This window comes from Meiothermus cerbereus (assembly GCF_051297115.1).
Lineage (GTDB): Bacteria > Deinococcota > Deinococci > Deinococcales > Thermaceae > Meiothermus > Meiothermus cerbereus_A.
Map to the genome: position 1 here is coordinate 17,746 of NZ_JBEVAL010000007.1, position 26,335 is coordinate 44,080.

Below are 26,335 nucleotides of genomic sequence, written 5' to 3' on the forward strand. Positions count from 1 at the left end.
TCAAACAGAGGCGCTTGTTCGGCGCGGGCGCGGCCTTTTCGTGCTCGATGACGAACAGGCTGGGTCTGGTATAAAATGCGGGTTGTGGTTGGGAGCTTTACCCGAATGATGCGAATGCCCCGACGGTAGCGGCAAGAAGCTATCGGCGGGGCGCGTTGCGCCCCCTTTTTTTGCCATAAACCAGCTTTAAACAAGCAAGTTTAAGGAGTTACCCGTGAGCAAAGTTTTCTACGAAACCGCCGCCATTGACTACGCCAACGCGGCCCCCCATATCGGTCACGTGTACGAGAAAATCATCTGCGACTTTCTGGCCCGTTTTCACCGCCTGGATGGCTACGACACCAATTTTGTTACTGGCACAGACGAACACGGAGAGAAAATCGCTCGAGCGGCCAAAAATGCAGGCCAGGAGCCCCAGGCTTTTGTAGACTATGTCTCCGAGCAGCTATTCCAGCCGACCTACCAGCGCCTGCTCATCAGCTACGACGACTATATTCGGACGACCTCCGAGCGTCACAAGCGCTACGTGCAGGAGATTCTGCGCAAGGTTTACGAGGCGGGCGATATTTACTATGCCGAATACGAGGGGCTTTATTCGGTGGGCGCAGAGCGCTTTGTGACCGAGAAAGAGCTGGTTAATGGCATTTTGCCGGGCGATTCGGAGCCGCCCATCCTGCGCAAAGAGGCCAACTACTTCTTCCGCATGGAGAAATACCGCCCCTGGCTGGTTGAGTACCTGGCCGAGCATCCCGACCTCATCCAGCCCCAGGCGTACCGCAACGAGGTTCTGGAGATGCTCAAGGAACCCATAGGCGACCTTTCCATCTCCCGCCCCAAAGACCGCGTGCCCTGGGGCATTCCCATCCCCTGGGACGAAAATCATGTAACGTACGTCTGGTTCGATGCGCTTTTGGCTTACGTGTCCTCGCTGACCAGCCGGGGGCTATTTGAGAAGTACTGGCCTTATGCCTGGCACGTAATCGGCAAGGATATCCTCAAACCCCACGCCATCTTCTGGCCCACCATGCTCAAGAGCGCTGGACTGCCCATCTATAAGCGTCTGGTGGTGCACGGGCACATCCTGGCCATGGATGGCCGCAAGATGGGTAAGAGTCTGGGTAACGCCATCGACCCCCTGGCCCTGCTGGACAAGTTTGGCGTGGACGCAGTGCACTACGCCCTGCTGCGCGACACCACCCTGGGTTCGGATAGCCCCTTTGGGGAAGAGGTGGTGGTGCAGCGCCTCAACGCCGACCTGGCCAACGACCTGGGCAACCTGCTCTCGAGGGTGCGTACCATGCTGCTGAAGTACTGTGGGGGTGTTATTCCGGCTGCTTCGTCGCCAGAGTCTGATATTGCCAAAGCTGGGGTGGCCCTGGCCAACAAAGTGCGTAAAGAGGTAGAGGCCCTGCGTATTCACCTGGCTTTGGAGGAAGTGCTACAGTACGTACGCAGCCTCAATAAGTTTGTCAACGATGCCAGGCCCTGGGAACTGGCCCGCGATGAAGGCCGGAAAAAAGAGCTTGAAGATGCGCTCTACACTGCGGTTGAAGGATTGCGAATTGCCAGCGTCCTCTTAGAACCTGCCCTCCCGACCAAAGCCAAAGAACTGCGGGCGGCCCTGGGGCTTGGGGACTACACCATGGCCCAGACCGAAGTCTGGGGACTTTCGCCCGCAGGCACACGCATTCCTGAAGAGGCCCCCATTTTATTCCCCAAGCTCGAGGTTGCCGAAGCAAAAACCGATGGGGCGAAGCCCAAAGCCAGGCCTTCTGCCGAGCCTCAGACGACCAACGGCCTCATCGGCATTGACGACTTTGCCAAAGTCGACTTTAGAGTAGCTGAGGTGGTCAAGGCAGAGAAGCACCCCAAAGCCGACAAACTGCTGGTGTTGACGCTTAATGTGGGCGACCACACCCGGCAGGTGGTCTCGGGCATTGCCCAGCACTACACGCCCGAGAGCCTGGTGGGTAAAAAGCTGGTGCTGGTGGCCAACCTCAAGCCAGCCGTTTTGCGTGGGGTTGAGTCGCGGGGCATGATTCTGGCTGGCGAAGATGATCAGGGCAGAATTGTGGTGGTTACGCCCGAACAAGACCTGCCGCCAGGCGCAAAGGTGCGATAAAAGGCTGCTGGCGTGTTGCGCTCAGGGGAACTACTGCGCGCTCTCCAGATCCGGGCGCAGGCGCACGGCTTCACGTAGATATACGTGTTTAACCTGTTTTTGGGGAAGGTCGGTGTTCCATAGCATCATCACCCGGATGACCCTGGGCAAAGCGCCTGGAACCGGAATCTCGCGGGAGTTGATCAGGGGAACCATCTGCATCCCCAGTTGCCGCGCGGCTTCTGCCGGGAAGGCAGCCCGCAGGTCGTCGGTCAGGGTGAAGAACATGGCCCCAATGGTGTCAAAATCGGTGATCTGGTTGGCCTCGAGCATCTTTTGCAGCAGCTCGCGGGTAGCGCTCAGAATGGCTTCCCGGCTATCCTCCTCGACTGTAATGGCACCACGAACCCCTCGCATCATTGTGTGCGCGATTTTATCCCAGCTTGCCCTTCCCGCCTAGACCTGCTATATTTAGCAAGTTGACAGCACGGCAAAATCCGTGCCCAGGAGAGAACATGAAAGAGAAAATTCACCCCAAGCTGGTTCCCTGCAAGATTATCTGCAACGGCGAGGTGGTCATGCGGACCTACAGCACCAAGCCCGAGATTCACGTCGAAGTATGGAGCGGAAACCACCCGTTCTGGACCGGTCAGCAGCGCTTTGTGGACACCGAAGGCCGGGTCGAGAAATTCCAGAAGAAGTTCGGTGGTACCTACGGCAAGAAGGCCAAAAAGTAATAGCCGGCGGCATGCTCGAGCAGGTGAGCGGCAGCTCACCTGTTTTTTTGGCTCGAGCCCACGGTATTGCAAGCAACCACAACAATTTCGAGCTGTTCCGACCCTGCTGTGAGTAGGATATGCTAGGCAGCGGTTATGAGTTTGCCCCATCTTCCGCACCACCAGGGTTGGATTGAAGTTGTGGTTGGGCCCATGTTTTCCGGGAAGTCGGACGAGCTTATTCGGCGCATCAAGCGGGCCCTCATTGCCCGGCAGCGGGTGCTGGTATTCAAGCCGCGCCTTGACGACCGCTATCATGCCAGCGATGTCTACAGCCACGATGGTAGACGGGCCGAGGCCATTCCCGTGCGCGACGCTGCCGAGCTGAGGGCCCACCTATACGACCCCCTGCCCGATGTGGTGGCCGTGGACGAGGCGCAGTTTTTTGATGAAGGCCTGATTAAACTGGTGCTCGAGCTCGCCGATAAGGGCGTGCGGGTAATTTGCGCCGGCCTGGACATGGACTTTCGTGGTGAGCCGTTTGGCATCATGCCCCAGCTGCTTTCACGGGCCGAGTATGTAGAAAAACTCTACGCGGTTTGCCCGGCATGCGGAGCTCCGGCAACCCGCACCCAGCGCTTCGTGAACGGCAAACCGGCCCGCTACGATGACCCAGTAATTCTGGTAGGGGCCAGCGAGGCCTACGAGCCGCGCTGCCGCAAGTGCCACACCGTTGTGACCAAAGAGGTGCAGGAGATACTGTAGATGCACCTGGGGGACGATCCCTTTCAGGATGGGCTGCGCCCATGCACCTGGGGGACGATCCCTTTCAGGATGGGCTTTCCGCAGGTGGTAGCGGGTGAGCTGATTTACTTTTTGCCTTTGCGCGCTGTTTTGCGGGCTTTTTGTAGCACCAGCTCGAGCACCCCGCCCTTCAGAGAGGCCTGCGCGCTGCCTGCGACGATGGGTTCGGGCAGGGTCAGGGAGCGGCGAAATGGTCCGGCGGGGCGTTCTTGACGGTAAAACCCACCCTGCTGCGGATGCCGCACCCCGGCCAGGATGATGGTCTGACCCTCTTCTTGAAGTTCCAGGTCTTCGTTTTTTACACCCGGCACGTCAACTAAAATGCGAAACTGCGTGCCTTCGTCTATCACATCCATGGCCGGTACCCATTCGCCCAGGGCTTCCTGGGAAGCAAACCGCCTCGAGAGTTCGTCGAGTTGTTGCCGGATGGTTTGCAAGCGTTCAATCGCATCGAAGTGTTCAATGGTCATGGTCTCGAGAATATCATGATTGCAGCAGAGGGCCCGTGCCATGGATAACGCAGATTCGCAATACGCGCCCATCATCCCGCTATTAACCGGCCCCACTGCAACGGGCAAGACCGAGCTGGCCTTGCGCCTGGGGCGGCTGTTCCCGGTGGTGGTGGTTTCTGCCGATGCCAGTATGGTGTACCGGGGGATGGACATTGGGACTGCCAAGCCCAGCCAGGCCGAGCGGCACCAGGTTAAGCACTACCTTATAGATGTGGTTTGGCCCAGCCAGAGCTTCAGCGTGTCGGATTATCTTGGCCTGGCCGAGGAAGCCATTCAGGAGGCCCTCGAGCAAGGCCACACACCGCTGGTTGTGGGTGGAACCGGCTACTACATCCGTGCGCTTTCGGAGGGGCTCTACCAGCTCCCCGAGCCCGATATGGCGCTTCAGGCCGAGCTCTGGCAGGCGCTGGAGGTTGGCGGAGTTGAACCGCTGTTGGAAGAACTTCGGGCCGCCAGCCCCGAGGATGCCCTGCGGGTGCAGCGCAACCCCCGCCGCATTGTGCGGGCCCTCGAGGTGCTGCGCCGTACTGGCCTGCCCCCGGCCAGGTTTCCCAAGCGTACGCCCCGGTTTCGCTATCGGAAGCTGGTCTTGTGGCCTTCCTGGGGGTGGCTCGAGCCCCGCCTTGCCCTCCGCGTGGAACGCATGTTTGAACAGGGTCTGGTGCAGGAGGTTGAGCAGCTGCTGCGGGCGTATCCGCAGATGCCCACGGCTTTGCAGAGCATTGGCTACAAAGAGGTGGCCGCGCATTTGCGGGGCCAGATGACGCTCGAGCAGGCACGGCAAGCCATCATTCGGGCCACACGGGCCTACGCCAAACGCCAGTACACCTGGTTCCGCAAGGAGCCCGGCGAGGTGGCCTTTCTGCCCCATGGCGGCGACGAAGCGTGGCCTGGTGTGCGGGACTGGTTTGAGCGCTTTCTCCAGTAGCGGGGGTTCACAGCAGGCCAGAGGATTAAGTGTCTCCATAAGCGAAATGCAAGATGCCGTACCGAAAGTTCGCTTTAGGAATTGCGCCAGGTACGCATAGACTCATTCCGCGGGTTTTGCCAGGCTACCCTGGCGCAACTTAGAACCCATCCAGCAGGGTGTGCGAAGCGCTTCGCCGGATTGATCAACAGAGTTCCAAGCCAGGCGAATCGAGAAGACTGGTTGTGACCCTGCTGTCCCTGGGAACCTGCCGCAACCCATGCGGAGTGGTCGAGGCTTGCTACTGGGCTGAGGCCAACCATTCACGCAAAACCCGCAGGTTGTGGGCATCTTGCTGGGTGCCTCGAGGGGTTTCCATAATGAAGACCTTACCGCGAAGCCTGGGGTCCAGGGTAAAGCGCTGGAGTTCTGGGCCAATCTGACCTTCCAACAGGTTGGCGTGGTGGTCAATTTGCGAACCCCGTTCGCCCACCGAGTCGTTGAGGTGAATAACCGGAACCCGTTCCAGGCCAACGGACTGCTCGAGCTCCTCCAGGGCCTCCTCGAGCCGGTATCCTGCAGCAAAAGCATGGCAGGTATCGAAGCAAACCCCCAGCCGGGTACCCTCAATCATCTCGGCCAGGGTGCAGAGCCTGGCGCCCAGCTTTTCTCCGCCCCCAGCGGTGTTTTCCAAGAGCAGGCGAGGCCCGGCTTTGCTTATGCCCGCCAGCTCGAGGGCCTTGAGGGCTGCTGCCCTGGCTTTTTCGGCAGGCCCCGAGCCCGGATGCACCACCACATACTCGATGCCCAGTACCTGGGCTTTGGCCAGGTCGTCGGCCAGGCTGAACACACTCTTTTCCCCCAACTCGCCTTCGGCAGCCAGGTTCACCAGATAAGACGCGTGGATAACCGCTGGTAGGCCGCCCAGATTCTCCTTTCGAGCCCGGAAACCCTCCACTTCGCCCGCCTTCAAGCCGCGGGTTTTCCAGCTACGTGGGCTTTTGGCAAAAATCTGGATGGCGCCCAGCCCGAGCAACCCTGCTTCTTCAGCGGCTCCGGCGATCCCCAGCTTGCCGGCGATGGACATGTGAAAACCGTATTTCAATCGAGTATCTCCACTTTTACCTGCACCACCCCGTGGGCGTGCATTCCGAGCAGCCGCGCAGCCGCATACGACAGGTCAATAATACGGCCCCGAACGTAGGGGCCACGGTCGTTGATACGAACCACCACGCTCTTACCGTTTTTTAGGTTGGTCACCCGCACCCAGGTGTTGAAGGGTAGGGTGCGGTGGGCGGCAGTCATATGAAACTTGTTGAAACGTTCGCCGTTGGCGGTGCGACGCCCATGAAAGCGAGGCCCATACCAGGAGGCCAGACCCTGCTGATAAACCTGCGCGGGTTTTTGCGGCTCCAATGGGGCTTGCGGCGGACGGATAAACACCCACGCCGGAGGCTCCTCGATGGCTTCGGGCAGGGGCAGCACCTCCAGATTCATGGGATCCCATTCCGAAGGTGGAATTGCTATCTCCAGCCCCACAGGCAAGGGGTCCTCAATCAGACCGTTGAGCAGCATCAGGTTGGGAACGCTAACCTGAAAAAGCCGCGCGATGCGCTCCAGGGTATCGCCGGGTTGCACCACATAGCCCTGGCCCCAGGCCAGACCAAAAAACAGCATTAGGGCAAACCATCGCTTCATAGCTCAATCAGGTGTTTGGGGCTTTGGGACAGCACCTCATGCCCCTGTTCGGTTACCAGTACCAGGTCTTCGATGCGGCAACCCCCCAGGTTGGGTATGTAGACCCCCGGCTCGATGGTCACGACGTTGTGGGCCTCGAGGGTATCTTCCGAGGTCTGGCTCAGGCTGGGTGCTTCGTGGATAAACAGGCCCACCCCATGCCCCAGCCCGTGGGTAAAGTGCGCCCCATAGCCAAGCTCTGTCAGGTGGTTTCGGGCCAGGGCGTCAAGCTCCTGGCCTTTCTTACCCGGCCCCACGGCCTGTAGCGCCAGTTCCTGGGCTTCCAGCACGGCCTGGTAGATGGCGCGCAGCTCATCTGAAACCCTGCCCACCGCCACCGTACGGGTCATGTCGGAGCAGTAGCCGCCCACCACGCAGCCAAAATCCAGCGTGACCAGCTCCCCCGACCGAATTTTGCGGTTGCTTGCGCCTCCGTGGGGCATAGCGCTGCGCTCCCCCGAAGCCACTGTGGTGCTAAAAGCCAGTCCCTCTGAGCCGTTTTTACGCAGGAAAAACTCCAGCTCCAGGGCCACCTCAATCTCCTGTACCCCCGGCTTTATGAAGGGCAAAATATGCGCAAAACCCTGGTCGGCCAGATGGGCCGCCTGCCGGATGAGGGCGATTTCCTCAGGACTTTTCCTGCGGCGCAGGGTTTCAATAATGCCCCTGGTGGAAACGAACTCGAGGTCGGGAAAATCCCGCTTGAATCCTTCCAGGGCAGCAACGCTCAAGTGCTCCGCTTCGATGCCCACCCGGCCCTGGAAAAAATCTGCGAGCAACCTGTTCAGCTCGCCGCGCCGGGGCAGGATGCGGTGGGGAAAAGGCTGTTGGGCGGCTTCTACAATGTAGCGGCCGTCGGTGATCAGGGTTGGGCCGTTTTTGGTGATAACGATTTGGGCATCCTTGCCCTCTTTGAACCCTGAGAGATACCGGACGTTGTGGGGGTTAGAAACAAAAAGCACATCGAGGTTATGTTCGTTGAGTAAACGCTGGAAGTCCACGAAGGGAACTTTACTCTACTGGGCCAACCTCGAGCGAATATATTTTTCACGAACATGTGTATCGTGAAATAAAGCACTTATACTCATGGAAGTGAAACCTGCCCATGCTAAGGTTTTTCACAGAATGATTATGCGCGTTGTTGCTTCTGTTTGGATGGCCGTGTGTTTTGGTTTGGCCTGGGCTCAGGTCTCGCCCGAGGCGGCGCAGCTCCTCGAGCGTGGTCGCAGTGTGCTGGGTGGTTCAACCCTGGCTAACTTGAAAACCTACCGCGAAGTAACCACCAATATCTATTACACGCCCGACGGCAAGGAGGAGAGCCGCATTGTGACTTTGCTGCTGGTGGATTTTACCAACAGCCGCGTCCGGCTCGAGCTCTACGACCCCCAAAGCGTGAATAGCCCCAGCCCCATTCCCCTGGCGTTGCAGCAGTACAGCCCTCAGGAGAGCTTTTTCTGGAGCAAAGAGACCTCCCTGCGGCCCCTTCCCTCAGACCAGCGGGAGATCTTGCGCTCGAGCCTCTACACCGGCTGGCTGGGTTTGAAGTACGGCAGCAGCAATCGGGAGCGGGCCAGTGTGACGCGGGGCAGCCTGCGCAACCAGACCGGCCGCCTGCTCACCGTGAGCACCCAGGGCTGGGTCAGCACCTATTTGTTTAACGCCGATGGTCTGCTGCTGGGCGAGCGCCTCACCATTCCCGGGGTGGGGGAGAGCATCACCTTTTTTTCCAACTACCAGACCGTGCAGGGGGTGCGCCTGCCGCAAAAGTGGGAGAACTACGTGGGCGGGGTGCTGGCCGCACGGGGCGAACTAATGGAAGTAGAAATCAACCCCATTTTTACCGAGGCCGACTTTTTTAAGCCGGTCAGGTAGGCCCACTCAGGGCAAAGCCCAGCACAACACAAAACGTTGTGCTGGGATGAGGGCCTGTCTAGGCTTTGCTCAGGCCAAACTTGACAAAGCCTTCTTCATCGGAAAGTTCGGTAATGAAGCCTACAGGCTCGCCCTGCTCCAGCGAGAGGGCCAGGGTTTCTTCCTGGAGCCTTCTGCCAAACTTTGTTAGCGAAAGGGCATACTTTCCATCGGCCATGTAGGTCAGGCGAATGCGATCTGAGACATTCAGGCCCATCTCTTTACGGGCTTGCTGCACCAGCCGAATCAGGTCACGGCTAAGCCCCTCGAGCAAAAGCTCCTCCTCGAGCCGAACCTCGAGCGCGGCCATGTAACCCCCATCTTCCTGGGCTGCAAAACCTTCGGGCGAAAGGGCCTCGAGCAGCACCTCCTGGGGTTCCAGCACGATGCGTTCGCCGTCAATTTCCAGGCTAAGTTCCCGCCCGGCCTTGAGGGTTTGGGCCACCATCTGGCTGTCCAGCTCAGCCAGGGCCGCCCGGATGGCAGGAACCCGCTTACCGTACTTCTTGCCCAGCACCGGCAGGTTGGGCAGAACCCGGTAGGTGAGCAGCTCTTCGCCCAGGCCCAGTACCTCGACCTGCTTTACGTTAAGCTCATCGGCAATTTCATCGGCGAAGTGGCGTAAACCGGCCAGCTCGGCCTCGCTGGGGGCTGTTACCAGCACCCTGGGTAGGGGAATGCGGGTTTTGACACTGCTGATGGCCCTGGCGCTGCGGGCCAGACCGACCACCTTGACCACAGCCCCCATCTGGGTAAGAAGGGCCTGATCAACCAGGCTGGGGTCGGCCTGCGGCCAGTCCGAGAGGTGCACCGACTCGGCAGCCTCGGGTTGGACGGAGCGCACCAGATTTTGCCACAGGGCCTCGGCAATGAAGGGGGTAAACGGTGCGGCAAGCTGGATGACCGCTACCAGGGCTTCCCAGAGGGTGGCATAGGCCGATTCGCGGTCGGTGGGGTTCTCGTTTTTCCAGAAGCGCCGACGGTTGCGCCGCACATACCAGTTGGATAGCTCCTCCACGAACTGCTCGAGGGCCTTCCCGGCACCCCGGGCGTCGTAGGCCTCCAGGGCAGAGGTAACCTGCTCGATGAGCTGCTGCTTGCGGGCTACCAGCCACCGATCCATTTCCGGGCGATCCTGTACGGGGGGCCGCTGGTTCAGGTTGGGCTTGTCCAGGTTGGCGTACAGCACGAAAAAGCCATACACATTCCACAAGGTGCCCAAAAAGCCCCGCTGAGCCTCCTGTACCAGCCGCTCCGAGAAGCGCTTCTGCTCGCCCGGCTCGGAGCCGGTGAACAAATACCAGCGCACCGCATCGGCTCCGTACTTATCGAACATGGGCAGTGGCTCGACCACGTTGCCCTTGCTTTTGGACATCTTGTGGCCTTTTTCGTCAACCAGGTGCCCTAAGCAGATCACGTTTTTGAAGCAGGGCTGGTTGTACAGCAAGGTAGAGATGGCGTGCAGCGAATAGAACCAGCCGCGGGTCTGGTCGATGGCCTCACAGATGTAATCGGCAGGGAAGTGCTTGCGCCACAGCTCAAAGTTTTTCTCGAAACCCGGCAACGGCTTGCCTTCCTGGTCTACCATCAGGTGCCATTGGGCATAAGGCATGGCCCCTGAGTCGAACCAGACGTCGAGCACCTCCGGTACCCGGCGGAAGGTTTTACCGTTTTTAACAAAGGTAATTTCGTCCACGTAGGGCCGGTGCAGGTCGAGGTCGCTTAAGTCACGGCCCACCAGCTCGGAAAGCTCCTGTACGCTGCCCACGCAGATGTACTCTGAGCCGTCCTCCGCGACCCAAAAAGGCAACGGGGTACCCCAGTACCGCTCCCGGCTGATGGCCCAGTCGACGTTATCTTTGAGCCAGTTGCCGAAGCGCCCGTACTTGATGTGTTCGGGAATCCAGTTGATTTTTTCGTTGTTTTCGTACAGGGCCTGGCGAAAATTGGAGGTTTTGATGTACCAGCTGGGCTTGGCAAAGTACAAGATGGGGTCGCCGGTGCGGTCGTGGAAGGGGTAGCGGTGGCGAACCTGTCCCGCGTGGTACATGACCCCCCGCTCTTTCATGATGCGAATGAGGCCCTTATCGGCATCCTTGAAGAACTTGCCGCGCTCGTCGGTTACCTGCATGAGGCCGTATTCGTTGGTGCCAAAGAGCAGCGGGGTACTGTACTGGCGGGCCAGCTCGAGGTCTTCTGCACCGTAGACCGGAGCCTCGTGGGCCACACCCGAGCCGTCCTCAGCACTGACAAAGTCGGCCAGGGCCACAAAGTGCATCACCGGTTTGCCATCGGGGCGCTTTTCCCCTTGCTGCTGCACCACCCCCAGCTCCACGCATACCTCGGGGAAGGGAGGGGTGTACTCCCACCACTCCATATCAGAGCCCTTGAGGTGTGCGACCACCTCGAGCTCCTCCTTATGCAGCTCTTCCAGCCGCTCTAAGGCCTCACTGGCAAAAATCAGATGGCCCACCGAAGGCGACTTAACCACGGCGTAGTCCATCTGGGGGTTCACTGCGGCCATGGTGTTGGAGGGCAGCGTCCAGGGGGTGGTCGTCCAGACCAGAATGGCCAGGCCCTCCAGATCCTCCAGCCGCACCCCCTGGGCCTGGAGCTTTTCCCGCACGGCCTGAGGGGTGGTCTCAAGCTTCAAAGGAAAACGCACATACACGCTGGGGTCATCCACTTCCCTATACCCATCGGCGATTTCGTTCTGCGAGAGGGTGGTGGAGATGCGGGGCGAAAGTGGTACCACCTTGTAGTCCTGTACCAGCATGCCCTTGTCCCACATGCGCTTCAAAAGATTCCAGACCGACTCGATGTAGCTGTTGTGGTAGGTCACATAGGCGTTCTCGAGGTCTACCCACATGCCCATGCGCTCGGTAAAGTAGTTCCAGTCCTCGATGTTGGCAAAAACCCACTCGCGGCACTGTTTGGTGAACTCGGCAATTTCTTGGCTGTTCAGGGTTTTGCGCCCCAGCACACCCAGTTTTTTCTCCACGGCAATCTCTACCGGCAGGCCGTGGGTATCCCAGCCTCCCTTGCGGGTGACGTGGTAGCCCTGCATGGTTTTGTAGCGCGGAAAGATGTCCTTAAAGCTGCGGGCCAGTACGTGGTGCATGGCCGGCTTGCCGTTAGCGGTTGGGGGGCCTTCGTAGAAGACAAACTCCCCCCTGGGTGCAGCTTTGCGATCCGATTTGGCAAAAATTTGGTTTTCTCGCCAAAAAGCCAACACAGCCTCTTCCAGCTTGGGAAAATTGGTCTCGGTTACCTCTTGAAATGGCTTTTTTTCCTCCACCATAATCGGTTCCTTTCTGAGGCAGCCAGGGGGTGGGCAAAAAATAAAAACGCCCGACCCGTGACCCTAGGTTCCTCAGGTGCGGACGAGAAGCTCGGCTCGAGGTTTCCCGCGTTACCACCGCACTTCCTGAAATGAGCCAGTGGCTAGAAGCTTTGAGGTGAGGGGCCTAAAGCTTTTTGCGCTCGGCCATTTCAGGCACTCAAGAACGCTGTTTCGGGCGCACCCGTTGGGGTCTACTAAAGCCCGCAGGCTCTTTCTTCCCAAAACGCCTGGGGTGATCCTCAGCTTTCAGGTTGCCGCCTGGCTCGCACCCTCCCAGGCTCGCTGGATGGTCTTTGAAAGCCTACCTGTCCCCAGCCCTTTACACCGGTTGAAGCCTGTGTTATATTCCACTGCTGGCAACCGGCTAACCTGAATGGTAGCAAGCTGCTAACCCCGCGTCAACAACCAATCTCTTGTTTCTCATCGCTAGTCGGCGATATACTCGCCTGGAAAATCCGTACAAATGTGACCAGTCGCGGGAAGGAGTTTCGCCATGGATCTATACCTGGATACTGCTGAAATAGCTGAAATCAAAGAAATAGCGGCCTGGGGCGTGCTGGCGGGAGTTACCACTAACCCCTCTTTAGTTGCCCGCTCGGGACGTCCGCTCGAGCCCACCATCAAGGAAATCTGCCAAATTGTGCAGGGCCCGGTCTCCGCCGAGGTGGTTTCGACCACTGCGGCCGATATGGTGGCTGAGGGACGCCGCCTGGCGGCTATTGACGAACACGTGGTGGTTAAGCTGCCCACCACCATCGATGGCCTCAAGGCTTGCAAAATCCTCTCCAGCGAAGGTGTTCGCATCAACATGACCCTGGTTTTCTCGGCCAATCAGGCCCTTTTGTGCGCCAAGGCCGGGGCCTGGTGTGTTTCACCTTTCCTGGGCCGCATAGACGACATCTCCTGGGAAGGTATGGATTTGATTCGCGAGATTGCCGAGCTGTTCCAGGTGCAAAACCTCAGTACCCGGATTCTGGCGGCTTCTATTCGTCACCCCCGGCATGTAACCCAGGCGGCCATGCTCGGGGCCGACATCGCCACCATGCCCGCCAAGGTTTTTCAACAGCTGATCAAACACCCCCTGACCGACGCTGGGCTGAAGGCTTTCCTGGAAGACTGGGCCAAAGCCAACCCCAAGGTCTGAGCAATCGGCAGCAACCATAAATCCATATCGGAGCAACAGAAATGGCCAAATCAAGCACAACAGACCCCAACGCCGAGACCCAGGTTACCGTGACCCGTACCGGCAAGAAAATCCGCCGCAAGGTTGAAAGCAAAATGCCCCTGAGCTACCAGGAGCTTTCCAGCCGCATCCTACCGGAGCTGCACCTGCTGGCTGCTGAGGCGGGCATTCCCAACTACAAGAAGCTTTCCAAGGACGAGCTGGTGATGCTCTTGCTCTCTCAGGAAGCCACCGAAGAAGGCCTGGTCATTGCCAAGGGGTACCTGGAGATTAGCCAGGATGGCTATGGCTTTTTGCAGGAAGACCTCTACAGCATGGACTCCCGCACCGCGATTGTTTCGGCTGGCCTGATCAAGCAGTACCAGCTCCGCACCGGTGACTACGTGGTAGGCAAAGCCCGGGTAGCCCGTGAAAACGAGCGTTACGGCACGCTTTTGAAGGTAGAAGCCGTCAACAACCTCGACCCCGAGGCGGCCGCCAAGCGTCCGAAGTTCGACGACCTGATTCCGCAGTTTCCCGACCGACAGATAATCCTCGAGACCACCGGGGAGGAGTCCTCCAACCGTGTCATCGACCTGCTGGCCCCCATTGGTCGGGGGCAGCGTGGACTGATTGTAGCGCCGCCCAAGGCCGGTAAGACCACCCTGCTGAAGAAAGTGGCTCGAGCCGTGCTCAGAAACGAGCCGGACATCAAGGTCATCGTGCTTCTTATTGACGAGCGACCCGAAGAGGTCACCGACTTCCGTGAATCGGTGGAAGGGGCCGAGGTGATTGCCTCCACCTTTGACGAGCCGCCACATAACCACATTCGGGTGGCCGAGTTTGTCCACGAGCGCAGCCGCCGGATTGTGGAAGAGGGTGGGCACGTGCTCATTTTGCTGGATTCGATTACTCGCCTGGCCCGGGCCAACAACCTGGTGACCCCCCCTACCGGGCGTACCCTATCGGGTGGCCTGGACTCGGCGGCCCTGCACTTCCCCAAGCGCTTTTTGGGTGCGGCCCGCAACATCCGGGGCGGGGGTTCGCTGACCATCCTGGCTACGGCCCTGGTCGAAACCGGTAGCCGCATGGATGACGTGATTTTTGAAGAGTTCAAAGGCACCGGCAACATGGAACTCCACCTCTCGCGCCGTCTGGAGGAGCGCCGTATCTTCCCGGCCATTGACATCCTGAAGTCGGGGACTCGACGGGAAGAGCTGCTGCTGGGCGAAGAGGTGATTCAGAAAATGTGGTTGTTGCGCAAAGTCCTGGCCGATATGGATCCTGCCGAGGCCATGGAGATGCTGCTTGCGCGCTTATCCCGCACCAAGACCAACAAAGAGTTCCTTGCAACATTGGGGGGAAAGTAGGTATACTTCCCCCGGAAGTCATGGGGAACTCGGGTTGCGTTTTTGGATAGTCAACCTGAAGTTCTGCCAAAGGAGCTGCTGCTTACTGGTAACTCCTTTATAGTGAAGCGCAGTTTTGGAGGTTGACTTTGGCAATAAGCGAACTCTTGAGCAGTGTGCTGGCGACGGGGGTGCTTGGTTTCCCGCTGGGAATGGCCCAACTCAACCTGCCTGGAACCGAAATAGAAGTAGACACGCCTGCACGTAAAGGCTGGGTGATCTACACCGTACGTCCAGGCGACACCCTGAGTCAGATTGCCAGCCGATACCGGGTAGATGCCAGGGCCATCATGTACAGCAGTGGCCTCGAGGGTGCTGCGCTGCGCCCCGGGCAGGTGCTCCGAATCCCCCTGGTCGAAGAGTCCAGCGACGAAAGCCGGCTGCCCCCTGGAGTGCGCACCTATGTCGTGCGCCGGGGCGATACTGTGCAGTCGGTTGCCAGGCGCTTCGACCTGACCATGCTGGGGCTGGTTTCGGCCAATCCCGGCCTGCGAAGCCTGGATCGGCTCGAGGTAGGCTCCACCCTGTATATCCCGACTGCCGAGCCTGGCTTGCTGCTTCGGCTCAAACGTGGAGAAACCATTCAGGATCTGGCCCAGCGCTTTGGCCTTTCGGTTGCCGAAGTGGCCAAGGCCAATGGGCTGGATTCACCCACCGATGTGCGGGCCGGCGATCTGGTTCTTTTGCCTGGGGTGCAGGCTAAAACCACCTACCAGCGCCTGTTGCAAATCCAGGAGGCTGAACGCAAAGCCCGCGAAGAAGAAGCCCGCCGCCTGGCCGAGGAACGGCGCAAGCAGGAAGAGGCCCGCCGGCAGCGGCTGGCCGAGCAGCGCCGCTTGCAACAGCAGTCCCGTGCTCGTTTGCAGCAGCAGGCACAAAGCCAGCCCCGCCTGCGCCGAGCCAATGCCGTGGTTGCGGCAGCCGGATACCGCTGGCCGATGTCGAACTTTACCATTACCACCCACTTTGGGCGCCGGGGGGTGTTTCAGCGGTTTCACACCGGCATCGATTTGGCGGCCCCTGTGGGTACCCCAATTTATGCGGCCAGGGCAGGGCAGGTGGACACCGCCGGCTGGAGCCGCTACGGCTATGGCCTGCACGTGGTAATAGACCATGGTGGGGCTCAGGAGACCCTCTACGCCCACATGTCACGCATTGCGGTTCGTCCTGGGCAGTGGGTGGACAGGGGTGAGCTAATCGGCTATGTGGGCTCGACAGGCTGGAGCACAGGCCCGCACCTGCACTTCGAGGTGCGGGTGGGGGGCGCCGTGCGCAACCCAATGGCTTATCTGCCTTAACGCTCGCCGGGTGGCTTCAGCGCTGTCTTTGGCTTGAATATGCGCTTGTTTTTCCCGGCCAGCCTGGCGCGAAAAGTGGCTAGATGGGCTTCCGGCCTTTAGCAAGAACACCCAGAGCCGGGTTCGTATAAGGCAAAGCGATGGCCTATAACCGAATCGGTGAGAAAACCGTAAACTAATAGCGTCATGTTTTTCTTCGAGCTTCTTGGTAACGACCCCCTGGCCTATCTGGTTGCATTTGCTGCAGCCGCTTTTGGTCTGGTTGTACACAACCTGTTTCAAGCCTATCTAGCGGATCGCTACAAGGATGGTGACCCCAGACGCTATGGTTTTTTGACCGTAGAGCCCAAGGTGCACCTCGATGGCCTGGGCCTGATTTTCCTGGCCCTAATAGGCTTTGGGTTTCCACGCCTGGTTCCCTGGCGCCTTTTTGGAGCAAAGGGGGCCCAGACTGCCTTGATGGGGCCGCTGGGCTTTTTTGTGGCTGCTTTTTTCTACATACTTTTGGGTAGGATTTTGGACAACCTGGGTCCGGCCACCTCGAGTATCGCACTGGGCTTGCAGGTTGCTGGTTCTTTGATGATTAGCCACGCGGCGGTGTTCTTGTTTCCCGTGCCACCGCTGGACGGCGCGCGGGTGGTGTACGCAATTGGCAGCCCCGAGGCACGGCGCTTTATGGATCAGCTTCAGAGCTATGGCTTTGTGGGTTTCATAGTAATCTTCCTGGTTCTGAACCTGAGCGGGATTTTGCCAGCCATTCGCGCGGGTCTGAGTGGTTTACTAAACAGCCTGTTTGCCGCAATGGGATTGTAAATGGGTCTTCTGCCGCTTTTGCAAAGCGACCCACTGGCTTTTGGGCTGGTAGTAGCGATTTTGCTGCTGTCGCTGGCCTTGCATGAATGGGGCCATGCGATTACTGCGCTTTGGATGGGTGATTCGACTGCCAAAGAGCAGGGCCGGGTAACGCTCAATCCTTTCAAACATCTTGACCTTATTGGTTCAGCCATGATCTTACTGGTGGGCTTTGGCTGGGCCAGGCCGGTGCCCATTTACCCGCCCAACTTCCGCTACTACCGCCTGGGGCTTTTTTTAGTCTCGATAGCCGGTATCGTAATCAATCTGCTGATTGCTACCGCACTTGCCTTAGTATTGCGCTGGATGCTTGCTTCGGGCTATTTGGAAAACCCCAGTGGCTTTGTGTTGGTACTGGCCCAAGCAGCAGCTGTGGCTGCTAGCATCAACCTGACCCTGGCGGTTTTCAATTTACTGCCCATTCCACCCCTGGATGGCTCTAAAATTGTGCAGAGCTTCCTGCCTTTACGCTGGCATCCTTATATTTGGCGCCTGGAAGCGAACCCCACCTATGCGATAGTAGCCATGCTGTTGCTGCTTACTGTGCTTCGGCAACCATTAAGCAGTTTTCTTAGCCTGGTGCGAACACGGTTTTTTGATGGTTTTGGCCTGTGATGTGAACCCCACCCAAAGCCTTACGCGAAAGCAAGGCCAGTGCCAATGGGGCGTACCGCACTCTTTACAGACGTTGCCTCCCATCCGGGAGGCAACTGTGCTGTGCAGAACACAGCAATTCGAGTTGTGAGCGGCTCAATAATTATGAAGAGTGCTCTAGCCCAGTTTGGCCCGCACGAGCTCCACTATTTCGTCTATGGTGTCGGCCACGGGTATGCCAGCAGCGGCAAAGGCTGCCAGCTTGCTCTCCGGCGTGCCCACATTGCCCATGATGATGGCGCCGGCGTGGCCCATCTTTTTGCCCTTGGGGGCGCTACGTCCACCGATAAAGCCCACTACTGGTTTGTCCATGTGCTCTTTAACGTAGGCAGCGGCATCTTCTTCGTCTGAGCCGCCAATCTCACCGCAAAGCACCACGGCGTGGGTTTCGGGGTCTTCGTTGAACAGGGGCAACAGGTCTTTGAATGTGCTACCGATGATGGGGTCACCACCTATACCAATACAGGTCGAGATGCCATAGCCTGCATCGGAAAGCGCTTTGGCGGTTTCGTAGGTTACTGTTCCTGAGCGTGAAATGAGCCCCACACGACCCTTCTTGAATACGCTGGCGGGCATAATGCCCAGCTTGCACTCTTCTGGGGTGATCAGGCCAGGGCAATTGCCGCCAATCAGGCGGACGTTGCCCATCGCTTTGATTTCGGCCACAGCCTTTACCATATCCATGGTTGGAACGCCTTCGGTAATCAGCACCACCAGGGGCACCCCGGCGTGGGCGGCCTCGAGGGCCGCATCGGCAGCGGCTGGAGCGGGCACGAAAATGATGGAAGCATCAACGCGGTGGTGGCCAACGGCTTCCTTGACGGTATCGTAGACCGGCACGCCCAGCACGGTCTGGCCCCCTTTGCCGGGGGTTACGCCAGCGACCACTTTGGTGCCGGCTTTCATCATGGCCTCGGTGTGGAAGGCCCCTTCACGTCCAGTAATGCCCTGAACGATGACCTGGGTGTTTTTGTTAACCAGAATGCTCACTTTGTCCCTCCCGTCATCGAAATAATGGCTTTGGCGGCTTCTGTCGAGGTGGGGTACATATAAACTGGACGACCCTGCAAAAGGGCCTTGGCTTCTTCCTCGGCGGTACCAGCAACCCGCATGGCCACCGGCTTGCTCAGGATGCCTTCATCAAGCGCACGGATGACCCCTTTGGCGACTTCGTCGGCCCGGGTGATACCGCCAAAGATGTTGATAAAAATGCCCTTTACATCCGGGTCTTTTAGCACCACCTTGAGGGCGTTGTACACCACATCGGCCTTGGCGCCACCTCCGATGTCCAGGAAGTTGGCGGCCTTGCCGCCGCAGCGCTGAACCAGGTCGAGGGTGTACATGACCAGCCCGGCGCCGTTGCCAATTACGCCAATGTTGCCGTCGAGCTTGACGTAGCTAAAGCCGTAGTTCGATGCCTCAACCTCGAGGGGATGCTCGGCCTCAAACTCGCGCAACGGGGTCAGTTCGGGGTGGCGATACAGGGCGTTGTCGTCCAATACAATTTTCGCGTCGGCTGCTACTACCTCGCCGGTATCGGTGATGACCAGCGGGTTAATCTCGGCGGTGGAAGCATCGATACCCACATAGGCCTGGTACAGCTTGACCAGCACATCGGCCAGCTTGTTGAGGTTGCCTTCCATGCCCGCACGCTTGACCAGCTCGCGTGCCTCAAAGGGGCGCAGCCCCTTATGGGGGTCGATAGGATACTTGATGAGGGCGTCAGGCCGGGTGGCCGCCACCTCTTCGATGTCCATACCCCCTTCTTTGGAGAGCATGAGCACCACCCGCTGGCTCACCCGATCCAGAATCATGCCCGCGTAGTACTCCTGGGCGATATTCAGGCCTTTGGCTACCAGCACCTTTTTGGTGATAAAACCCTTGATGTTGAGGCCCAGTATTTGCGCGGCCTTTTCACGGGCCTCTTCGGGGCTGCGGGCTAGCTTTACACCACCCGCTTTGCCCCGCCCACCTGTGTGGACCTGGGCTTTGATGACAACCAGGTCGCCATACTCGCTGGCGATTTGCTTGGCTTCATCGGCGGTAAAGGCGACTTTGCCTGGGGGAACCGGTATGCCGTATTTGGCGAGGATGTCTTTAGCCTGATACTCGTGTAGATTCACGCTTGCCTCCGTAGATGTGGCTTTTTTGCCAACCAAACAGCCGCATTAAGCTGCCGCACGCCATTATATGTTCTTTTACCAGGACGGATAATCCCATCCCTTGCCTGGGCCATACCGTTCCAGGGCAGCCTACCCAGGGCAAAAGTTCCACCAGCTCAATAGATTGTGCCTGTTGCTTATTTACATAAATCGTTGCGACAGATGTCCAGCACTGCCCAGTCTCGCCCTGGCTGAACCACCAGTTTGACCCATAGCGTGCCGCCTTCGCTGTAGTACTTATTCCCAGCGCTACTGTCGAAATCGGCTCGAGAAGTAGCAGGTGTTAGTTTGTTGCGGTTGTCAATCCAGGAGTCGCGGTAGATGAAGGGTGCCCCGCTGTAGGGCATGGCTAAGATGATGCGGTCTCCAGGCAGGCCATTATCAAAATGCAGCTTGAGTTTGCTGGGCATGCTTCCCGTCACACCCAGGGTATAGCTACGGCCCTTGATGACGGTGGCTCCAAAGCGGGTGTTATCGCCGTCTTTGGGTGAGCCCCACATGCGAAAGACCGGGTTGCTGCTGTCCTGCCGGATTAGCGAGACCGGGGCGATGTTGCCTCCGCTTTGGTTGATGATGTATAGCCGACCGTAGCTATAATTGCACACAGCGGCGTTCCAGTCTGGTTTTGTTTCGCAGTTGGCATCGAGCAGGAAGGGGTTGTTGAGCACAATGGCGTGGCCGGGTTTGCCGCTGACTGAGCCGTCGAGGTCCACAAAAACGCTGCCGCGGTAGCCATCGGCGTTCTCGTCTTTACTAATTTCTTCGGGTGTGGGTTCGGGTCGGGGCGGCAGGTATACCGGCTTGGCGTTGGAAAAGCGGGCACCCTCGGCAAAGTTCCGGCTGTCAATGGAAAAAGCGGTAAAGCGCAGGTAGCTCATGGCCCCGGCCTCGCGGGTTTCGCTTTGTCCGCCTTGGGCATTCTGGATTTGCAGAGGCTGAAAGTTGACAAACTGCACGTTGCGAAAGCCAATCTTGCCATCGTAGAACTCAAATCCGCGGATCGGGAAGCTGTCTTGAATCGGGCCCCCATTGCTCGCGGCCCAGGGTCTTGGCAGGCTGCGGCCATCTACCCCGCGGAACTCCCAGGCTTCGGGGTAGCCCTTATTCTCGCTATCGCCGACGATAAGTGCGTCCTCGAGCGTACTTGCTGATGAAGCAAAGGTTACCCCAATGGCATTATCGGCCAGTTTTGCCCCGGTCATTTTGTGGTTGATGCCGCGGAACCAGGCGGCGTTGCCGCGGTTTTTGTAGGCCGTGAAGTTTTTGAACTCAGCTATTACGGGCGGGTTTTGGGTGTTGTCGTTGCTGCTGTTGGCGGGGTTGCTGCGGGGGTTGTAAGCGGAGGGCTCCGCTTCCAGGGTGTCCTTGTTGGGGCCCCGGTCCACCATCAGGCCGTCCCAGTTGGAATGGGCTACGTTTCCGGAAAACTCGCCCAGGGGGGTACGACGGGGCCAGATGGCGGCGGTGGCCGATGGGCCGGTGGGGTGTTCGGGCAGGGCGTACCAGAAGCCCGTATGGTGAGAGCCGGCAGCCACGTTGTTGCGCACGATATTGTCGGGGTGGCTAATCCAGAAGGTGGCTGGGGTTTGATCGGTGGGGATTACCCCAAGTTCACCTTTGTTCTTGTCGGGACGGCGGGTCAGAATACCCAGGTTGCCTTCGATAAGGTTTTTGCTTTCGGCGCCGTCCTCGAGGAAATAGCAGTGGCCCAGGGCGTTGTAGGCCACGTTGCCGACCACCTCGACCTCGTTTGTACCGTGTACGGTGACGCAGCGGTTGAAGGAATCGTGGATGGAGGAATGCTTGATGTACTGCCCTCGAGCCCTGCCCACAAGGTGCCAGTGGATGGGGTAGCGGGCCAGCTGGTTGCGCTGCCCCATGCGGTACAACTCTACCCCAGAAACCCGCATGGTGCTTCCCATCATGGCCATGATGTGGCCCCCGAAGCCAGAACTGCTCGAGGAGTCATCCCCGCGAATCAGGATGTTGCGGGAAAGTAACCCGACCTCACCCCGCTGGTCTACCCCAAAGGTAATCTCGCCGAAGTGAGGGTACCTGAGCGGTTGATCCAAGCTGAGGGTGTTGCCGGAAATTGCTGTGATGGTACGCACCTCGGCCTGTTCGGGGTTGTAGTCGGTGGAGGCCAGCACGATGCGGTCGCCCACGCGCCAGTCGCGCGCATCCAGCACGGTAATCTGACTGGCCCCACGGGTTGCGGTCTGAGCCAGCCTGGTCCAGGCTTTGCGGGGTTCGCCATGCAGCTCCAGGATGCCCCCCATGACCCCCAGCACCTTGGTGCCCATGCCCATCTGGTCTTCGCTGGGGTTGTTGCCGGTTAGGGTGATGGTGGCGCGGTGGCGGAAGGGGCGCTCGGGGGTACCGACCTCGAGCCTGCCATGCACCATGATCCAGTCTGCGCGAAGCTCGAGGTCCTTATTGGCAAAGCGCAGTACGCCGTTGATGGTCAGTCCCCTGACTGCTGCGTTTTCGTCGAGCTCAACAGCGACGCCACAGGGGATGACCGCTACTTCTCCGGCCTTTGGCTTTTGCCCGCCGGGCCAGGTGTTTGGATCGGACCAGAGCCCGCTGCGGCTGGGGTTGGTGCAGTTGGACGAGGGCGCACCCGTGCCATCCGTGTTACAAGCCGCCAAAAAAGCGATAAACAGCAGACCCAGCCAACGCTTCATCCAGACTCCTCTAAATAGTGTTGTGCAGAAAGACCCCAGCCGCAAGGGCCTTTACACAGCTAACTTTTAGGATACGCTCGAGGTAACTCTTAATTCCTAGACCTTGCATTAAGGTTTGCTTTATCAAGTGCTAAAGTGGCCCCCAAAGGCCTGCTTGGACCAACCCGACCAAGGCATGCGGCTTGTTTGCCAAACGGCCCCCGCGCGGCCTAGACAAAGCTTCGCGTCCGCTCTATACTCAATACTCGCTGGTGCCGAGGAGTAGCGCAGCCTGGTAGCGCACCTGCTTCGGGAGCAGGGGGTCGCTGGTTCGAATCCAGTCTCCTCGACCAACCAATCTGTGCTGTTTGTTCTTTTATCTCGGGCCTGAAGGTCAAAGCTCTCACCCGATTCAAATAACGTTTGGCGAAACTCGGGAAGGGGTAAACTGGTGCCCTGGAGGCACAGATACCATACCGGCGATGTCGCTGTTTCGGCATCTACACACACCACAGTTGAGCCATGAAGCGTTTTCTTGTTCTTGTCGTGGCCCTCATCATCAGCGGGATGGCTGTTGCACAGTCGAGCCCGTACCGCTTGAGGGTTCTTTCCTGGAGTTGCCTGGCATTTCCTCGCGGGGTCCTGATTCAGGGTACGGTGCGAAACATCAGCTCGAGGCCTTTACAGGACCTGCGGGTGAATGCCCGGATTATTGGGCCGGGACTGCGCATGGCAACCAATTCAGCGCCCTTGCAGGACCGCAACCTGCTTCCGGGGGAGTCGGCCCGTTTTGAGCTGCGGATTCGTACAAACTTCGATACAGTTAGCCGTTGCGAACTGTGGTTTCGCAATCCAAAGGTTATTCAAATTGCAACCCTGGTGCCCAACCCCCGCTAAGCCTGGTGATAACAAGAAAGCCTGTGTTTTGTTGGGTGGGTTGGTTCCAACACAACCCATTTACAAAAGCACAGGGCAGCCCGGCTTTGGTAGCATTAGCCGTATGAGATTAGATGTCATTTTGCTGGGAATCTTCTGGTTTTTTGGATTGGCTCAGGCGCAGGGTACGGTGTACAAGCTTTGGGTAACCGAGCGGAGCTTTACGCTTGACGCAAATGGGGGGATGGCAGATTTGCTTTCGCAGCCCGGACAATGTGCAAGTCCCGACCTGGGTGCCTGGGCAGTAGCAGCAAAGGTGTAGTGATGCTGCGAATTTTGGGTGGAACGGCCAGAGGGGTGGCCTTAAAGGTACCGGAATCGGCGCGGCCCAGCCCGGTGCGGCTGCGCAAGGCCCTGTTCGACTTTTTGCGCTTTCGCTATCCCCGTCGGGGTCGCTTCCTGGATTTGTATGCGGGCAGTGGTGCGGTGGGGCTCGAGGCGGCCTCGGAGGGATTTGAAACCACCCTGGTGGAAAAAGACCGCCAGGCGATTCAGTTTTTGCGTGAAAACGCCAGCAAAGCCCGCCTGAAGGTCAAGATTGAAGGGATGCCGGTAGAGCGCTATTTGCTGGAAGCCAAACGGCAGGGTCTGCGCTTTACGGTAGCCTTTATGGCCCCTCCTTACCCCCATGACCTGTTGCAGGATTTTGAGCGTTTGCTCGAGGCCCAGGTGGTCGAATCTGGGGGCCTGTACATCTTGCAGCACCCTACCGAGCTTTACTTACCGACGGGAGAGCGCCGGGAGTATGGCTACAACTGCCTTACCATAATCGAGGCAGAGGCGGTTCAAGCCCAACCGCAATAGGGCGATTTTCGGTAAGAATCCCTGAAGATTGGAGCGTTTGACCAGGGGTGCTGTGCTATGTGAAGATACGTGCCGAAAGCGAGGCGCTATGCACGTGGTTTACCCAGGCAGTTTCGACCCTTTGCACAACGGGCATTTTGACGTAATCCAGCGGGCCTCGAAGCACTTTGCCAAAGTGACGGTGGCGGTGCTCGAGAACCCCTCCAAGCGGGGGGTATGGCTCTTTACGCCCATCGAGCGGGTCGAAATAATACGGCGGGCCGTGGCCTCGGCCCGGCTCTCCAACGTGGAGGTAGATACCTTCAGTGGTTTACTGGCCGATTACATGAAGCAGGTTAACTCGAGGGTAATAGTCAAGGGACTGCGCGCGGTATCCGACTATGAGAGCGAGCTGCAAATGGCCCACCTCAACCGCCAGTACGGCAACCACCCCGAAACATTCTTTATAATGGCGGCCACCCGCTGGTCGTTTGTCTCTTCCACCATGGTTAAAGAGATCGCCCGCTACGGGGGCGACGTGTCTAAACTGGTGCCTACCGCTACCTTGGAGGCCCTTAGGGAAAAGCTCAGCTCCGTGGAGAAGTAAAGTATGAAAACATACCAGAGCAAATACGGCAAAGCCTTGGAAATAGGCCATCTGATAGGAGAGGAAGAGGTTTTTGAAGGTCGGGTGCTCGAGCGCCATAACCCCGCCGACCGCGCCGACCTGATTGCCCGCTTCCCTGAAGCCTCCAAAGAAACCCTGCGAAAAGCGGCCCTCACCGCCCAAAAAGCCTTCCAGGAGTGGTCGCGTACCCCTGCGCCGGTGCGCGGAGCAGTGCTGATGAACCTGGCCGGGGTCTTGGCCCGCGAGAAAGAAACTCTGGTGCGGCTGATGGTGCGCGAGGTGGGCAAGACCTTCAAAGAGGCCGGTGGGGACGTGCAAGAGGCCATCGACACCGCCATCTTCTTCGCCTCGGAAGGGCGCCGTCTTTACGGCCAGACCGTGCCCAGCGAGATGAAGAACAAGGAACTCTTTACCTTCCGCCGCCCCATCGGGGTGGTGGGGATGATTACGGCGGGCAATTTTCCCATTGCGGTGCCCTCCTGGAAACTGATACCGGCCATACTGACCGGCAATACGGTGGTGTGGAAGCCTTCCGACGACTCCCCGGCGCTCTCGTATGTGCTGGTCAAGCTCTTTGAAGAGGCTGGACTACCCCCTGGGGTCATCAATGTGGTGTTTGGTGAGGGCAAGGACTCCTCCGGCCAGTGGCTGGTAGAACTCATGGACGAGGGGCTGCTGAACAAATTCGCCTTCACCGGAAGCACCGCGGTGGGGCGCTGGATTGGCGAGGTGGCGGGCCGCAACCTGCTGCGCCCGACCCTCGAGCTTGGTGGCAAAAACCCCCTGGTGGTGTTGCGCGACAGCGACCTGGATCTGGCGGTGGAGGGGGCCTGGTGGAGCGCTTTTGCAACCGGAGGCCAGCGCTGCACCAGCGCGGGCAACATCATCGTGGATGCCCCCATCTACGATGAGTTCAAAAAGCGCTTCCTGGAAAAGACCGAGTCTACCGTGGTGGGCAACCCGATCCAGTACCCCGAGGTAAACTACGGGCCTTTTATCAACGCCCGCCTGTACGAGCGCTGGATTGAGCACTACACCTGGGGCCAGACCGAGGGCGCCAACCTGCTGTTTGGCAAAGCCCGTATTACCGCCGCCAACCCTTACCCCCACTTCAAGGGCGACCCGGAGGCGGGCTTGTTCGGCTGGCCCACAGTCTGGGAGGCCCGGCCTGGCATGAAGCAGTTTGAGCAGGAGATTTTTGGCCCAACCATCAACCTGGTGCGGGTGGACGGCATAGACGAGGCCATCCAGGCGGCCAACGCCCACCCCTATGGCCTCTCGAGCGCGGTGTACACCAACCGCCGCGACTGGGCCTACCGCTTCAAGAACGAGATCAAAGCCGGCATGACCAGCATCAACAACTCCACCGTGGGGGCCGAGGCCCACCTGCCTTTTGGGGGTATTCGGGGCAGTGGCAATGGGGCGCGCGAAAGCGGCATCTGGGTAATCGAGGAATACACCTACTGGCAGGCCGTGAACGAAGAGTATTCGGGCAAGCTGCAACTAGCCCAGATGGACACCGACTACACCAGGCCCCGTGCGCCCACCAGTTGGGCCCAGATTTTGGAGTAAAACCAAGGTTGGGTAGATGGTCTCCCATCGGGAGGCTGGCTACCCCGACCGAAGACCATCCCCTTCGCTCGGAGTGAACCCTCACTTTTCATGTGACGGTTCACCCAAACTTGGCATAGAGCGCTCTTCACAAATATTGAGCTGCTCACGACTTTATTGCTTTGTCCTGCACAGCACAGTTG

At 58.7% G+C, this 26,335-nt stretch carries 23 protein-coding genes and 1 tRNA gene; 15 read left to right on the plus strand and 9 right to left on the minus strand.

What is annotated here, in order from left to right:
* Positions 1-214: 214 nt before the first annotated feature.
* A complete protein-coding gene (gene metG, locus ABWU19_RS02670) occupies positions 215-2,122 on the plus strand; it encodes a methionine--tRNA ligase (RefSeq protein ID WP_435900228.1) in 1,908 nt (635 codons plus the stop codon).
* A 30-nt stretch (positions 2,123-2,152) separates the two neighbouring features.
* On the opposite strand, the gene aroH is transcribed toward metG, so the two are convergent.
* Complete coding sequence (gene aroH, locus ABWU19_RS02675) at positions 2,153-2,521, minus strand: chorismate mutase (RefSeq protein ID WP_435900229.1); 369 nt, start codon at positions 2,519-2,521, stop codon at positions 2,153-2,155.
* Between the two features lie 95 nt (positions 2,522-2,616).
* Here aroH and rpmE point away from each other — a divergent pair, with 95 nt between their 5' ends.
* Complete coding sequence (gene rpmE, locus ABWU19_RS02680; protein ID WP_435900230.1) at positions 2,617-2,838, plus strand: 50S ribosomal protein L31; 222 nt, start codon at positions 2,617-2,619, stop codon at positions 2,836-2,838.
* A gap of 135 nt (positions 2,839-2,973) precedes the next feature.
* Entirely contained in the window at positions 2,974-3,582 is a 609-nt protein-coding gene (locus tag ABWU19_RS02685; RefSeq protein ID WP_435900231.1) for a thymidine kinase, read from the plus strand.
* Between the two features lie 104 nt (positions 3,583-3,686).
* Here the strand turns inward: ABWU19_RS02685 and ABWU19_RS02690 are convergent, their stop codons facing one another.
* Positions 3,687-4,091: an Hsp20/alpha crystallin family protein gene (locus ABWU19_RS02690; RefSeq protein WP_435900232.1), complete on the minus strand. Its 405-nt coding sequence runs from the start codon at positions 4,089-4,091 to the stop codon at positions 3,687-3,689.
* A 40-nt stretch (positions 4,092-4,131) separates the two neighbouring features.
* Between ABWU19_RS02690 and miaA the strand changes: the two genes are divergently transcribed.
* Entirely contained in the window at positions 4,132-5,061 is a 930-nt protein-coding gene (gene miaA, locus ABWU19_RS02695) for a tRNA (adenosine(37)-N6)-dimethylallyltransferase MiaA (RefSeq protein ID WP_435900233.1), read from the plus strand.
* 280 nt (positions 5,062-5,341) lie between these two features.
* Here miaA and ABWU19_RS02700 read toward each other — a convergent pair whose 3' ends face one another.
* Genes ABWU19_RS02700 through ABWU19_RS02710 form a run of 3 tightly spaced genes read right to left on the minus strand, consistent with a single transcriptional unit; the run spans position 5,342 to position 7,778 of the window.
* Complete coding sequence (locus tag ABWU19_RS02700) at positions 5,342-6,127, minus strand: deoxyribonuclease IV (protein WP_435900234.1); 786 nt, start codon at positions 6,125-6,127, stop codon at positions 5,342-5,344.
* 14 nt (positions 6,128-6,141) lie between these two features.
* Positions 6,142-6,738, minus strand: a complete 597-nt coding sequence (locus ABWU19_RS02705) for a septal ring lytic transglycosylase RlpA family protein (protein ID WP_435900235.1) — start codon at positions 6,736-6,738, stop codon at positions 6,142-6,144.
* On the minus strand, positions 6,735-7,778 hold the full coding sequence (locus ABWU19_RS02710; RefSeq protein ID WP_435900236.1) for a M24 family metallopeptidase: 1,044 nt from the start codon (positions 7,776-7,778) through the stop codon (positions 6,735-6,737). The genes ABWU19_RS02705 and ABWU19_RS02710 overlap by 4 nt, the downstream gene beginning before the upstream one ends.
* Before the next feature lie 91 nt (positions 7,779-7,869).
* Between ABWU19_RS02710 and ABWU19_RS02715 the strand changes: the two genes are divergently transcribed.
* Positions 7,870-8,649, plus strand: coding sequence for a hypothetical protein (locus tag ABWU19_RS02715; RefSeq protein ID WP_435900237.1), 780 nt, complete (start codon positions 7,870-7,872; stop codon positions 8,647-8,649).
* Between the two features lie 58 nt (positions 8,650-8,707).
* Here ABWU19_RS02715 and ileS read toward each other — a convergent pair whose 3' ends face one another.
* Positions 8,708-11,989: an isoleucine--tRNA ligase gene (gene ileS, locus ABWU19_RS02720; protein WP_435900238.1), complete on the minus strand. Its 3,282-nt coding sequence runs from the start codon at positions 11,987-11,989 to the stop codon at positions 8,708-8,710.
* 535 nt (positions 11,990-12,524) lie between these two features.
* On the opposite strand from ileS, the gene fsa reads away from it, so the two are divergent.
* From fsa to ABWU19_RS02745, 5 genes are all read left to right on the plus strand, one after another.
* Entirely contained in the window at positions 12,525-13,175 is a 651-nt protein-coding gene (gene fsa, locus ABWU19_RS02725; protein WP_435900239.1) for a fructose-6-phosphate aldolase, read from the plus strand.
* 110 nt (positions 13,176-13,285) lie between these two features.
* The gene (gene rho, locus ABWU19_RS02730; RefSeq protein ID WP_435900273.1) at positions 13,286-14,563 is read left to right on the plus strand and encodes a transcription termination factor Rho; all 1,278 of its coding nucleotides are present in this window, start codon (positions 13,286-13,288) and stop codon (positions 14,561-14,563) included.
* A gap of 128 nt (positions 14,564-14,691) precedes the next feature.
* Positions 14,692-15,900, plus strand: a complete 1,209-nt coding sequence (locus ABWU19_RS02735) for a peptidoglycan DD-metalloendopeptidase family protein (RefSeq protein WP_435900240.1) — start codon at positions 14,692-14,694, stop codon at positions 15,898-15,900.
* 186 nt (positions 15,901-16,086) lie between these two features.
* Positions 16,087-16,713: a site-2 protease family protein gene (locus ABWU19_RS02740; protein WP_435900241.1), complete on the plus strand. Its 627-nt coding sequence runs from the start codon at positions 16,087-16,089 to the stop codon at positions 16,711-16,713.
* Entirely contained in the window at positions 16,714-17,367 is a 654-nt protein-coding gene (locus ABWU19_RS02745) for a site-2 protease family protein (RefSeq protein WP_435900242.1), read from the plus strand.
* A 156-nt stretch (positions 17,368-17,523) separates the two neighbouring features.
* Here ABWU19_RS02745 and sucD read toward each other — a convergent pair whose 3' ends face one another.
* The 3 genes from sucD to ABWU19_RS02760 form a co-directional block, all read right to left on the minus strand.
* A complete protein-coding gene (gene sucD / locus ABWU19_RS02750; protein WP_435900243.1) occupies positions 17,524-18,396 on the minus strand; it encodes a succinate--CoA ligase subunit alpha in 873 nt (290 codons plus the stop codon).
* Positions 18,393-19,529 carry an ADP-forming succinate--CoA ligase subunit beta gene (gene sucC / locus ABWU19_RS02755; RefSeq protein WP_435900244.1) on the minus strand — a complete coding sequence of 379 codons (1,137 nt, stop codon included), beginning with the start codon at positions 19,527-19,529 and terminating at the stop codon, positions 18,393-18,395. The genes sucD and sucC overlap by 4 nt, the downstream gene beginning before the upstream one ends.
* Positions 19,530-19,705: 176 nt before the next feature.
* Positions 19,706-22,255, minus strand: coding sequence for a G8 domain-containing protein (locus ABWU19_RS02760; RefSeq protein ID WP_435900245.1), 2,550 nt, complete (start codon positions 22,253-22,255; stop codon positions 19,706-19,708).
* Positions 22,256-22,510: 255 nt separating this feature from the next.
* Here ABWU19_RS02760 and ABWU19_RS02765 point away from each other — a divergent pair.
* From ABWU19_RS02765 to ABWU19_RS02785, 5 genes are all read left to right on the plus strand, one after another.
* A tRNA-Pro gene (locus tag ABWU19_RS02765) sits at positions 22,511-22,587 on the plus strand.
* Positions 22,588-22,756: 169 nt separating this feature from the next.
* Positions 22,757-23,131 (plus strand): FxLYD domain-containing protein, encoded by a 375-nt coding sequence (locus ABWU19_RS02770; RefSeq protein WP_435900246.1) that lies wholly within the window; start codon positions 22,757-22,759, stop codon positions 23,129-23,131.
* 303 nt (positions 23,132-23,434) lie between these two features.
* Complete coding sequence (locus tag ABWU19_RS02775) at positions 23,435-23,974, plus strand: RsmD family RNA methyltransferase (protein WP_435900247.1); 540 nt, start codon at positions 23,435-23,437, stop codon at positions 23,972-23,974.
* Between the two features lie 88 nt (positions 23,975-24,062).
* The gene (gene coaD, locus ABWU19_RS02780; RefSeq protein ID WP_435900248.1) at positions 24,063-24,560 is read left to right on the plus strand and encodes a pantetheine-phosphate adenylyltransferase; all 498 of its coding nucleotides are present in this window, start codon (positions 24,063-24,065) and stop codon (positions 24,558-24,560) included.
* 3 nt (positions 24,561-24,563) lie between these two features.
* On the plus strand, positions 24,564-26,153 hold the full coding sequence (locus ABWU19_RS02785; protein WP_435900249.1) for an aldehyde dehydrogenase family protein: 1,590 nt from the start codon (positions 24,564-24,566) through the stop codon (positions 26,151-26,153).
* Positions 26,154-26,335 lie beyond the last annotated feature (182 nt).